8 protein-coding genes are annotated in these 13,332 nt (G+C 41.8%); 1 reads left to right on the top strand and 7 read right to left on the bottom strand.

Annotated elements, in window-relative coordinates:
* Window positions 1-13: 13 nt before the first annotated feature.
* Window positions 14-1,198 (bottom strand): lipoprotein-releasing ABC transporter permease subunit, encoded by a 1,185-nt coding sequence (locus AC30SF_RS03605; RefSeq protein ID WP_489607578.1) that lies wholly within the window; start codon window positions 1,196-1,198, stop codon window positions 14-16.
* A gap of 216 nt (window positions 1,199-1,414) precedes the next feature.
* Here AC30SF_RS03605 and metH point away from each other — a divergent pair, with 216 nt between their 5' ends.
* Complete coding sequence (gene metH / locus AC30SF_RS03600; RefSeq protein WP_489608306.1) at window positions 1,415-5,107, top strand: methionine synthase; 3,693 nt, start codon at window positions 1,415-1,417, stop codon at window positions 5,105-5,107.
* Window positions 5,108-5,296: 189 nt separating this feature from the next.
* Here metH and AC30SF_RS03595 read toward each other — a convergent pair whose 3' ends face one another.
* The 6 genes from AC30SF_RS03595 to AC30SF_RS03570 form a co-directional block, all read right to left on the bottom strand.
* Window positions 5,297-6,976: an ATP-dependent nuclease gene (locus AC30SF_RS03595; protein ID WP_489607577.1), complete on the bottom strand. Its 1,680-nt coding sequence runs from the start codon at window positions 6,974-6,976 to the stop codon at window positions 5,297-5,299.
* 695 nt (window positions 6,977-7,671) lie between these two features.
* Complete coding sequence (locus AC30SF_RS03590) at window positions 7,672-7,974, bottom strand: MafI2 family immunity protein (protein ID WP_489607576.1); 303 nt, start codon at window positions 7,972-7,974, stop codon at window positions 7,672-7,674.
* A gap of 6 nt (window positions 7,975-7,980) precedes the next feature.
* A complete protein-coding gene (locus AC30SF_RS03585) occupies window positions 7,981-8,328 on the bottom strand; it encodes a polymorphic toxin type 50 domain-containing protein (protein ID WP_489607575.1) in 348 nt (115 codons plus the stop codon).
* 165 nt (window positions 8,329-8,493) lie between these two features.
* The gene (locus AC30SF_RS03580; protein WP_485860635.1) at window positions 8,494-8,700 is read right to left on the bottom strand and encodes a hypothetical protein; all 207 of its coding nucleotides are present in this window, start codon (window positions 8,698-8,700) and stop codon (window positions 8,494-8,496) included.
* A gap of 233 nt (window positions 8,701-8,933) precedes the next feature.
* Window positions 8,934-9,230: a hypothetical protein gene (locus tag AC30SF_RS03575; RefSeq protein WP_489607574.1), complete on the bottom strand. Its 297-nt coding sequence runs from the start codon at window positions 9,228-9,230 to the stop codon at window positions 8,934-8,936.
* 380 nt (window positions 9,231-9,610) lie between these two features.
* Entirely contained in the window at window positions 9,611-13,303 is a 3,693-nt protein-coding gene (locus AC30SF_RS03570; protein WP_489607573.1) for a hemagglutinin repeat-containing protein, read from the bottom strand.
* Window positions 13,304-13,332: the final 29 nt, after the last annotated feature.

Genomic DNA, 13,332 nt, shown 5'->3' with positions numbered 1-13,332 from the left:
TTTTCATCTCTTTTTATTCGTAGCGCAAGGCTTCTGCCGGTTCCACTTTCGCGGCGCGATAGGCAGGATAAAGGGTGGATAACAATGACAATAATAAGGAAAACACGATAATCGTCAGGATTTGCCACGGCTCAAGTGCGGTCGGTAAATAGAGTGTTTTTGCGCCTAAGAGATTCACAATGGCATCCAAATTTAACGTCACTAACACGCCCAATATAGCGCCCGCCAAGGTACCCATTAACCCCACCAATAAACCTTGATAAATGAAGATGGAACGCACCTGTCCTTTCGTTAAACCGAGGGTTTGCAAAATGGCGATCTCGCCCTGTTTGTCCACCACCATCAGGCTTAAAGACGTAATAATATTGGATACTGCCACCACGATAATTAAGCTCACCAACAAGCCCATCATATTTTTTTCCATACGCACCGCTTGGAAAAACTCGCCTTTTTGCGTGCGCCAATCGGTGATTTGCACGGCTGAGGGAAATGCTGCCGGCAGCTCGGTAATTTGGAACGGATCCGTTAAAAATAAGCGGAAACCTTGGGCTTCACCCGGCTGAATGCGCATTAAACGCCCAATGTCCGTTAAATTGGCGAAGGCTTCATACCCTGACGCATGCCCTGCATCAAAATAGATTTCGCTGACGGTAAATAAACGCTGCAACGGCACGCGCCCGAAAGGCGTGTATTGGCTGTTTTCGGTAATCATCAAACGCACTTTGTCGCCGACATGCAGGTTTAATTTTTGCGCCAGTTGATCGCCAATAATGATTTTAAACTCACCTGTCGGAAGCAAATCCTTAAAATGCGGTTCGGATAAAGCAGACAAAATCGGGTCATCTGAAAATTGTCGAATTCCAATCACTTGTCCTGCGCTAACACCACTTGCGGTTTGAAAAATCACATTGGTCATGTTTATCGGCACGGCTTTTTGCACGAAATTTGGCATCGGCGGTTCGGCATCGTCGATCTTCACCTTGCCGTTTGGGCTAACAATGGCGTGTGGAATGGAAGAAAGCACCTGTTGTTTTTGATAGCCTTCCAAACCATTCATCACAGACAGCACAATAATCAATGCCATCACGCCAAGCACAATGCCGAAACTGGCTAAATTTGTTACCAACCGTCCAAAACGATCAGCACTTTTTGCCCGCCAATAGCGCAATGCAATAAAAAGAGGGGTAGATAAACTCATAACGAATAAGAAATCATTCAAAAATACGGAAAAAATTGCGCGCTAGTTTAGCATAGACCAAGATAAAAAGCAGAAAATCAGCAAAGAATTCGCTTAAGCCTGTAGTAAAAACACGCAAAAAAATCACCGCACTTTTAGAGAGATAACATTTGACAGCGCAAGCACATCTTCCTACTATTCCTCCCATTTATTTGAACTCTAACAAACGGAAAGCTTATTTTGAAAAACACCACTGAAATACTAAAAAATGCCCTTGCCCAACGTATCTTAATTTTAGACGGCGCCATGGGCACGATGATCCAAAAATATAAACTCACCGAATCGGATTTCCGTGGTGAACGCTTTAAAGAAAGTGCGGTCGATTTACGCGGCAATAATGATTTGCTGACCCTCACCCAACCGTTACTCATTTCCGCCATTCATGAAAAATATTTAGAAGCCGGTGCGGACATTATCGAAACCAATACCTTCAGCTCCACCACCATCGCACAAGCGGATTACGACTTGCAATCCATTGCTTACGAACTCAACTTTGCCGGCGCAAAACTGGCACGTTTGGCGGCGGATAAATACAGCACGCCGGAAAAACCAAGATTCGTGGCGGGGATTCTCGGCCCGACTAACCGTACCGCATCCATTTCCCCGAACGTAAACGATCCGGGCTTCCGTAACGTCACTTTTATGGAACTAGTAGATGCCTATTCAGAAGCGACACGTGGCTTAATCGAGGGCGGTGCTGATTTAATTATGATCGAAACCATTTTCGACACGCTAAATGCCAAAGCCGCGGTATTTGCCATCGAAACCGTATTTGAAGAATTAGGCGTGGAATTGCCGATCATGATTTCCGGCACCATTACTGATGCTTCCGGCCGTACCCTTTCCGGACAAACTACCGAAGCGTTCTACAACTCCCTGCGCCACGCCAAACCGCTGACATTCGGTTTGAACTGTGCGTTAGGCCCGAAAGAATTACGCCAGTATGTCGAACAACTTTCCAAAATCAGCGAAACCTATGTTTCCGTACACCCGAACGCGGGCTTGCCGAATGCCTTCGGCGGCTACGATCTCGGTGCGGAAGACATGGCGGCACACCTTAAAGAATGGGCGGAAAGCGGCTTTGTAAACATTATCGGTGGCTGTTGCGGCACCACACCGGAACACATCAAAGCCTTTGCCAATGCGGTAGAAAACATCCCACCACGCAAATTGCCACAAATTAAAACCGCCATGCGTTTATCCGGTTTAGAACCGCTTAACATTGATGATGAAAGCCTGTTCGTGAACGTGGGAGAACGTAATAACGTGACGGGTTCGGCGAAATTCAAACGCTTAATTAAAGAAGACAAATTTGCCGAAGCCATTGAAATTGCCATCGACCAAGTAGAAAACGGGGCACAAGTGATCGACGTCAATATGGACGAAGCCTTGCTCGACGGCAAAAAATGCATGACCCGTTTCCTCAACATTATGGCGACCGAACCCGATGCGGCTAAAGTGCCGGTGATGATCGATTCCTCCAAATGGGAAGTGATTGAGGCAGGTTTGCAATCGGTGCAAGGTAAACCGATTGTGAACTCCATCTCGTTGAAAGAAGGCGAAGAAATCTTTATCGAACACGCCAAACTGGTGCGTAAATATGGCGCGGCGGTGGTCGTGATGGCGTTCGACGAAGTGGGGCAAGCAGACACTGAAGATCGCAAAGTAGAAATCTGTACCCGTGCCTATAACATCTTAGTCAACCAAGTCGGTTTCCCGCCGGAAGACATCATTTTTGACCCGAACATTTTCGCCATCGGCACCGGGATTGAAGAACACAACAATTACGGCGTAGATTTCATTAACGCCACAGGTCGCATTAAACGCAGCTTGCCACACGCCAAGATTTCCGGCGGTGTATCAAACGTGTCCTTCTCCTTCCGCGGCAACAACGTGATGCGCGAAGCGATTCACGCGGTCTTCCTCTATCATGCCATCAAACAAGGCATGGACATGGGGATCGTAAACGCAGGACAGCTTGCAATTTACGATGATCTTGATCCGGAATTACGCAATGTGATTGAAGACGCCGTCTTAAACCGCACGTCGGATGGCACAGAACGTTTACTGGATATTGCAGAAAAATATCGCAACCAAGGCAACGATGAAAGTGCGGTGGATTCTGTGTCCGAATGGCGTACTTGGCCGGTGGAAGAACGCTTAAAACACGCGCTGGTGAAAGGCATTACTACGCACATCATCGAAGATACCGAAGAAGCGCGTCAAAAATTGCCAACGCCGTTAGAGGTAATCGAAGGCCCGCTCATGGCGGGCATGGACGTGGTAGGCGATTTGTTCGGCGACGGCAAAATGTTCCTGCCGCAAGTGGTGAAATCCGCGCGCGTGATGAAACAATCCGTGGCGTATTTAGAGCCGTTTATCAACGCCACAAAACAAAAAGGCTCCAGCAACGGCAAAGTGGTGATCGCCACCGTGAAAGGCGATGTGCACGATATCGGTAAAAACATCGTGAGCGTGGTGTTGCAATGTAATAACTTTGAAGTAATTGACTTGGGCGTGATGGTGCCGGCAGACAAAATCATTCAAACCGCCATTGAGGAAAAAGCGGATCTTATCGGCTTGAGCGGTTTGATTACGCCATCTTTAGACGAAATGGAATACTTCCTCGGCGAAATGACGCGTTTAGGGTTGAACTTGCCTGTTTTAATCGGTGGCGCAACCACCTCCAAAGAACATACCGCCATTAAACTGTATCCAAAATATAAACAACACGGCGTGTTCTATACCTCGAACGCCTCCCGTGCGGTCACAGTCTGTGCCACGCTGATGAACCCGGAAGGGCGTGCAGCATTGTGGGAGCAATTCAAGAAAGATTACGAGAAAATTCAACAATCTTTCTCTAATCGTAAACCACTGCGCAAACAGCTCAGCATTGAAGAAGCGCGCGCCAACCGTTTTGATGGCTTTAGCGGCGAATGGGCAGATTATGTACCGCCAACGCCAAAACAAACGGGCATTGTGGAATTTAAAAACGTGCCGATTGCCGAACTACGCAAATTTATCGACTGGTCGCCGTTCTTCCGCGTGTGGGGCTTAATGGGTGGCTATCCAGATGCCTTTGATCATCCGGAAAGTGGCGAAGAAGCCCGCCGCGTGTGGAATGATGCGCAAGCGATGTTAGATGCTTTCGAACAAAACCACAAACTTAACCCAAGCGGCGTGTTGGGTATTTTCCCTGCGGAACGTGTGGGCGATGATGTGGTGTTATTCTCCGATGAAGACCGCACTCAACCTATCGGCACGGCTTACGGCTTACGCCAACAAACGGAACGTGGCAAAAACAGCAAAAGCCAATTTAACTTTGCCTTAAGCGACTTTATCGCCGATCGCGAAAGTGGCAAAAAAGACTGGATGGGGATGTTCGCTGTCTGTGCCGGCGTTGAAGAAATGGATTTAGTGGAAGGCTACAAAGCGGCAGGCGACGACTACAACGCCATCTTGCTACAAGCTGTAGGCGACCGTCTCGCTGAAGCCATGGCGGAATACCTGCACTTCGAACTCCGTACCCGCATTTGGGGCTACACCCAAGAGGAATTCGACAACCAAGGCTTAATCAACGAAAACTATGTGGGCATCCGCCCTGCACCGGGTTACCCAAGCTGCCCGGAACACACGGAAAAAGCCTTGATTTGGGATTTATTAGAAGTGGAACAACGCATCGGCATGAAACTCACCGAAAGCTACGCCATGTGGCCGGCAGCTTCTGTCTGCGGTTGGTATTTCACCCACCCTGCAAGTAACTATTTCACTTTAGGTCGCATCGATGAAGACCAAGCTCAAGATTACGCCAAACGTAAAGGTTGGGATGAGAGAGAGATGATGAAGTGGTTGGGTGTGGCGATGAAGTAGGACTATAATCCTCCTATATGTTGAATTTCGGTTATCAGCCTTGTTCATTATATAGCGAGGATTTTTTCTGTTCACCGCTTAAGCTATTTGGCTCCATACGCATAGCGTATAGTTTTTATAGCCAGACTTTGGCTGGTTATAATAAAAAATACCACCTCTAACTAGGTGGTATTTTTATCATCAGAAAGTTTATTCAGGGATACCTTTTTTGTTTGGGGCATTAATCCATTTAGATGCTTCCCCTATAAAATCCCATACATCTCCATTAGCAGGTCTAACATATTCATCTAAATCAGGATTATCTCCCATTTTCTCAAATATATTCCTTAGCCAAGATGACTTTCCACGATCAATATCAAGACTTTCTAACCATTTTTCAATTTCACCAACAGGAACAACCAAACACCCATACTCAGATAAATTTTTAAAAAAATCTAAACAAAAGTCTTTTTCAGAACCATTTAGTAAATTTACTCCACCATCACGTTTCATGTCTTTTCCTAAAATTTTATCAAAAGCTTGTTTTAATTTACTTCTATTAGTTCTATAAGAATCATAGCTGAGTTCTGGCAAATATATTCCATTTAGCACTTTATTCCAAACATCTCCACCTTCTTTAATTACGTCAATATCAACAATCCCAACAGTAGGAATACCTAACTCTCTTAATGGCTTAACAATATCCCAAACAGTTTGTTTATTTTGAGCATTTAGAAACAAACATCCTTCAATACCTCTTGGATCCTTATCTTTTAGTAGACGTTCATTTATTTCTTGATAAAAAGCTCTATCAGCATCAGCTTCAGTAACTACAACAGCATTATAAAAAAGAGCATTAAAAACACCAATCGAACGTAATAAGGGGTTTTGCATTAATGGCTTTAATTTATCTTGTGTTAATACTCTAGCCGTTGAACCTTGTACATCATAAGTTAACCTAACTATGTTTAATCCAATATTATTTTGTACGCATCCCATTAAAAAATTAGCACTATGTGTAGAAATAAATAATCTTTGTTTATCATTTACAAAAGAAGTTATTTCTTTCCCTAATTTATAGGATAGTGTTGGATGTAAAAACGCTTCTGGTTCATCAATTAAAATCAGTTTAGATTCATCAGCAATCAATGATATTATTATTCCAATGAAAGCCTTTACCCCATCACTTGCATCTTCAATAATTGTGGCATTCTTATGGAATTCTCTTGCTTCACTTGTTAAGCTCTTTTCAATATTATTTGCAGGTTCTACAGAAGATAATCTTAATCTCAAATACCCTGAATGAGTTGGATCAAGTACTAAATATTTCTTAAATGAGTCAAAGACTACGCTTCTTACTTTATTCATTAATTCCTCATCAATAAATAATTTTGAAAAATTATTTATTGGTTTTTCGAGCAAATCACCACACTGCTGAGGATTAATTAAAGATAATCGATTATAACCATCCAACCTTAATGTGTAACAAGAAAGCATATAAAACAGATCTGAATATCCATCTGTAATCTCATTAGGGTTAGAGGCATGCTTAATTAGGCTAGGAATATATATTTGCCTATTATTTTGATATTTCCCTATATATTCATATTCTTCACTATGCCTTCTATTCTCAATAGAGTCTGGTAACTTAATTCTATTTAATAGTTCACAAATCACCTCCTGTTCACTAAAACATTTAAATTCTATAAATTCTACAATTTTAGAAAATTCTTTTATTCCTTCAGTAACCCATCTTTCTATCTCGATTAAAGCCTGTGATTTTCCACTGTTATTTGGTCCAATAAAAACGGTAACTGGGCTTAAGTTCAATTCTAATCCAACAGTTGATGACGGATTGATTCCTGATTTAAACTTTATCTTATTTAACATTGTTATTTTTCCCTCACGATAGCGCACCCTTCCCAGCGTGTGCCTAATTCCAACAAAACACTTCAAAAATCAACCGCACTTTATTTAATGTCCAAAGCACGCGTTAGAAAACGCTCGACAGCATAAGCGTTAAACACAAAAAAGTTCGATGAAAATTTTCAGCTTTTTTTGGATTTATTGCAACAACTAATCCACCACATAAATCACCCCCAAGATGGCGCAAGCGTCCTCGCTTGTGCCTCTCAGCTAAAAGTGCGGCCAAAAAATCCAAAGAATTTTGGATATTCGTTCTGCCAATGGTTGTAAGTAAAATTCGCAATGATTTTATTAAACAGCACCAGCGTGGACGCTGGCGCCATCATTTTGCTGTTAATTCTAAAATTGGAACTTAGTTTCCAATTCAAAGAAAAACAAATAAAATTGGAAATATACATCCAATTTACCAATTAAAAGCTTCCCCACGATGGCGCAAGCGTCCTCGCTGGTGCCTATCAGCTAAAAGTGCAGTCAAAAGATCCAAAGAATTTTGAATATTGGCTCTGCCGATGGTTATGAGTAAAATTCAAAATGTTTTTATTAAGCAGCACCAGCGTGGATACTGGCGCTATCATTGATGTATCTTTATCTTTAAAGAAAATACCAAACATTATTAATCCTTAATTCTTTTTAAATTCTTGTTATAAATAGTTCTAATCTTATTCATATTTTTCATGGCGCTTATATACACATATATAATTATCAAAAGATAAATATTTAGGGTAATCAATTCTAACTAAATTCTCATCAATAGTATAATATTCACCGAAATTAGAAATAATATCTGTACCTATTTCATAGATCTCTTCATTCCAATAGTTAGAGATATCTCCATCAATAACAACATAAATACTTATACAATTTTCATTGATTCTTGCATAAACCCCCCTAACCTCTCTGGTAATTTTGCCTATCAAGGCATTTTGGGTAACAATTCTTAATCTTATAATTTCATTATTCATAGACTATTATTCCTTTGGTTTAGCTGGAACTATATGATATCCATTTTTACTATAGTGAATAATTCCCATAGTTGTTGGAGTTTGATTTCCTGTAACAGGATCAATATAAATACCGATATTTTTATTGAAGTTCACCCTTTCTTTAGAGCCTGGAAGCCCAATTTCAATTTTTCCCACTTGCTGTCCAGTTCCTACATAACCTTTTAAAGAATCTAAACTTACAGTGATAAGGCTTTTCTGTTGTCCATTAGCAAGAGAAACTTTATACTCATTCGTATTTTCTAAGTGCCTATTTTGCTTAGATATCTCAATTTCTAAGTTATTTAAATTAACTTTTATGGTGTTATACCCCACGATGGCGCAAGCGTCCTCGCTTGTGCCTATCAACTAAAAGTGCGGTCACAAAATCCAAAGGATTTTGAACATTGGTTCTCCCAACATTTATGGGTAAAATTCGCAATGTTTTTATTAAACAGCACAAGCGTGGACGCTTGCGCCACCTATGGGATCAACCAATAATCATTTTATTTTATTTCTTAACTTTATTAACTCTGGTATAGGAATAATAAAACCAGCAATAAAAAACACAAAGGCCACTTTGAATAGTAAGATATAATCAAATTCATTAAATTTAATATAATTTAAAAGTAGAAAAAAACCTATAAAAATAGAACCACAAAAAGACACAAAGATACCAGACCAAATTAAGAAAGATAAAGTTCTCATTTTTTATTCTCCTTATTATTCAACTCTTTTCCCACAGTCTCTGATTTACTTCTTCATACCAAAAATCAAATGAATAACCATAGCTATAACAGAAACGATGATAGATGCTATTACGGCCTGTATAAGATCCCCTGTAAACTGCCCATAAATAAAATAATCAAACATACCTAGAATCAATTCAAAAACAATAAAACATAATAAGCAAGAGAATAAATAAACAATAAAATATCTCATCATTTAACCTCTTCTTTTTGTTCATATACCTTATCTTTTAGTATTTTTTGATCTGACAAATATTTATTAACCCTTTCTGACATATAAGAATCAGAAATATTACCTATTCGGCTTGGTATGGAACTAGGTTCTTTCTGATAAGAAATACCTAAATATCCAGAATCAACCCAAGAATATTTATTCTTAGCAGGATTAAAAATAGGCTCTAATTTATTTTCAACTAAGTTCCCCAAACGATACCCAACTTTAGATGCAGCCCCTACGATGGCGCAAGCGTCCTCGCTTGTGCCTATCAACTAAAAGTGCGGTCACAAAATCCAAAGGATTTTGAACATTGGTTCTCCCAACGTTTATGGGTAAAATTCACAATGTTTTTATTAAACAGCACCAGCGTGGACGCTGGCGCCATCATGGGATGGACGCTTGCGCCATCTATGGGGGATATTCTTAAAGCACCTTTCATCTTCTTTTTAAATTATCTGAAATAAATATAGATAAAAAGAGTAAAGGAAATCCCTTACTAAACACATTAAAGAAAAATAAAACAATGTCTTTTATTTCACTTAAAGATATTTCTCCCCAATTTAATATATAGGATATAAGAATTAAAAATAACGAAAACCCAATAAAGCAAACTACGGATGCAAAAAATGTAAAAATCAAGTACTGGAATAACCTACTTAGCATCATTCTCACCTTTTAACCAGCTATTTATTTTGTGCTCATTCTTCTCTAACTTATTATTTATATATTCACTAGACAATGAATCTCCAATAGTTCCTATTTTAGTAGGAATATATTTATATTCTTCATTTAAAAGATTATAAAATTTTTGATTTCTATATAATGGTTCATAATAATCTTTATTTCTACTAACATTACCAACCAGTACTCTAAATCCTGATTTTTCGATTCCTTTCCCTATACCTCCACCGACTAATGTTGCTATACCGGATGAAGCTGCTTTATAACCAGCATGTTTAACTGGCTCATCATTTTCTTCAAAATATCCCTGAACACCTCCGCTAACAGAGTTAATAGCTAATGTTGTTCCAAATTTTGTTCCTCCCGCAACAAAACCAGTTCCTGCACTCCATGCCAGATCGCTCATCGAAGTCTCTTTCCCACTTAATGAATTTCCAAGATAAGTAAATCCCATACTTGTACCTGAGTTAGCAAATTTCTCTGTCAGAAGAGGATGATTCTTAGCAAAATCCCCCACCTTACCAGTCGCAGAAACTACTTTGTTTGGTAAGTTCAATGCATTAACAGTTGCCGGCAATTTGCTTAATGCATTTGAAAGTACACTACCACTATAAATCATTGCTCCAAGTTCCAGTCCATCCTTAACAGAATAAGCTAATTTTCCATTAAACGACTCTTTATAATTTTCAATCGCTTCATATTTACCGTTGATTGCATAATACATTTCTTCATCACGAGAATGTTTTTCTGAACGCCAACCTAACCAGTTTTTACTCTCTTCAGGCAATGAATCCACCGCCTGTGATTTTTGGGTATTTGTTCCTGCAAAAGGGAAATGACCGTAATCTCGTTTGGGTACAGGATCATTAATTAAATATTCTGATTCAAAACGATTTTTAGCATTAACAGGTGATGTTGATGACGCCAATTTATAACCCGATGCGGTTTTTCCCGTAATGGTTTCTATGTAATAACGATCTACATAGCTTAAAAATTCCTTTCTTTCATTGCTATTTAAGGAATTTGGATCTTTTCTAAATTTATCCAAGAGACCATCACTACGCTGATCTGATTGAATTAAACCAATAAATTCTTTTTCTTCTTTCGTTGTCAGATTTTCTCCTCGGTGGTATTTTGCTTTTAAAGCATTCAGTCTTGCTCTTGAAGCATCACTCAAGAAATTATTCTCCACCGCCCTTTTAGCCGTCTCAGCCCCTGAAGTCGCCGCAAGGAGGTTACCCCCTTGTTCCGCTGTGGTGCCATTCGCTTTCGCCGTCAATGCCGCAGCCAATCCACCCGCCAATTGACTTAACGTGCTAATGTTTTCCTTCTCATTGGCCGTTAATTCACTGACCGGTTTGCCATAAGCTCTTGCGATGATTTCAGCCGTTGCTTCACCTGTCACTCCTGCCACTGCCCCCGTCAATGGGTCTTTGCCTGTCACTTGGAACTCTACGGCAGAAAGCAGGGCATGTGCCATCAGGTTAGTCGCTTTGTCTTTTGCGGTGTCGCCTGCCGTCATCTCATGGATTTTTTGATTGAGATAAGGCGAAGCCAGTGCGACAAGACTACCTGCGGTATCATTTTGTGCCGCCGCTTGTAATGCTGCCGTCACCGCTCGAATCGCCATCCCTTTTTCACTACCTATGCCGTAAGTGCGGTCGATTTCACCTTGAGTTTTCGTGATTTCAGCTTGAATGTTTGTCAGTTGTTGCTTAATGGCGGCAAGCTGTTGTTCATTACCAGCCTGCCCCTTCAAGGCTTTTTCTTGCTCTTCCAGCTTAAACTTCTCAAGCCCTAGCTTGTTGATTTTCTCTCGCTCTTCATACGTGGCAATATTAATCGCGTTGTTCGTGATGTCGCCTATCACTTTCGCCATTTCTTGGCGTTCTTGCACTTTTTGTAAATCCTGCTTTTCAACACGTTGATTCGCATTCTTCGTATCCCGTGAAAGTGCGGTCAGATTTTCCGGTGTTTCCGTCTCTATCCGAATGTTGCCGCTGATGGCTGATTGGGTGGTGCTGCGCGCGCTTTCATTGGTGTTGCCCAATAAACTTAAGGTGGAGCTTATCGCCTGCATCGGGTTGATGCCTCCCGTGCCTGCACCCACGCTCGCACTTTCGGTTTTTATCTCACTGCGGTTTTCAATATCTGTTGTCGAAATCGATTTGGCTTTAAAGCGGTTTTTACTTTCCTCCGCGCGACTTTCGATGATGGCGGCGTTCAGTTGAGCATGGTTGTGGATGTTGGCATCCATACCATCCTCGCCGACACGAATCCCGGCTTGTTCATTGACTTGTGCATAATCCACTTTCGCTTTACTGTATGCCCCATTCGCTGATACCCCAACGCCCGAACCATACGCCACCGAGCCGCTTGTGCCTGCGCTCGTTTGTTTCGATTCGTATTTTTCCGTATCTTGGCGGCTCGTTATCGTCAGATTTTGAATATCCGCTTCCCAACGTTTTGCTTTAAGATTCGCCGCATCAAGGGTTAAGTCCCCTTCCTCACTGTTCGTGATGATTTTATCTGCAGTAAAGTGACTATTTTGCCAGCGTTCGCTATCCGAGTTGGACTTGCCCTTCGCCACATTCGCCGAACCTTCTATCCCCAATCCGTAACTATTACCATTGGTCCCCACAAAAACTCCGACACTTCCGCCGGACGATTTATTCTCCGTACGCTGATGCTCTTCGTCTTTCACCCCTTTGATGTCAATCCCTTGTTTGCCGGAAAGCGCCATTAACTTGGCATTCGCATCCACGCCTTCAAAAACCACTTTTTCACCGTGCGCTCTGACATTTAATACGCCGGTGCTTAATGTGGATTTTTGATGACGAATGCTTTGGCTTTCACTGCTTTGCGTTTGTTTTTGGCTACCGTAACCAAGACTCACCTTGACACTCGGGCTTGACGTGGTTCCGTTTTGTTGCATATTCCCTGCCCGCAAGGCATCTAAGGTCTCCGCCACCTTACCGACATTTTGTGCCGCCATTGCCGCTTCTTCCGCCGCTTTCATCGCATAAAGCGCTTTCAGTTTCGGATTCGTCACCTGTTGACTACGTTGTGCGCTGCTGTACGCCGCTTGCGCCATGTCCGTGACCGGTGTACTTACCGCCAAACTTACGCCAGATTGTTTATACTCATGACGCTCATTCGTATGAATAATATCTTTCCCCGCCTCAACTTTCACGCTCGCGGCTTCAACATCGATACGATTCGTGTTCGGTGTTATCATATCCGTGCCCATCACGTGAGCGTGATTGCCTGCTTGGACGCTGATGTTTCCATGCAAAGACCCTAATGTGCTTCGTCCATCCGATTGCGTCCGACCTTCCGATTCAACATGATGTTTTTCCGATTTCGAACCCAAGGTGATGCCTCCGCCACTCGCAAGCACACCCGACGTTTTCTTCGTTTGTTGATGCACTTCTTTAAAGTGATTGGTCGTCGCACCAATATCAACATCATGTCCAGCCTGAACATGGAGATTATCATCCGCAATAGCCTGAATGCCTTTCGCCTTCACATCATGACCTGCTGAAAGAAGTACGTCTTTGCCGCTCACTTGGGTGCCGAGGTGATGGCGGGATTGCACTTTATCTAAGCGCGTCTTCGTGGTCTTCGCCACGATGGCGCAAGCGTCCTCGCTTGTGCCTATCAACTAAAAGTGCGGTCACAAAATCCAAAGAA

The organism is Aggregatibacter valvarum, from assembly GCF_980468985.1.
Note: the sequence above shows the minus strand (reverse complement) of the source record. Positions and strands in the feature narration are given on the sequence as shown.

Excerpts from the sequence above, each read along its gene's own strand:
- AC30SF_RS03605 (WP_489607578.1), bottom strand. The coding sequence starts at position 1,198 with ATGAGTTTATCTACCCCTCTTTTTATTGCATTGCGCTATTGGCGGGCA.
- AC30SF_RS03595 (WP_489607577.1), bottom strand. The coding sequence starts at position 6,976 with ATGTTAAATAAGATAAAGTTTAAATCAGGAATCAATCCGTCATCAACT.
- AC30SF_RS03590 (WP_489607576.1), bottom strand. The coding sequence starts at position 7,974 with ATGAATAATGAAATTATAAGATTAAGAATTGTTACCCAAAATGCCTTG.
- AC30SF_RS03580 (WP_485860635.1), bottom strand. The coding sequence starts at position 8,700 with ATGAGAACTTTATCTTTCTTAATTTGGTCTGGTATCTTTGTGTCTTTT.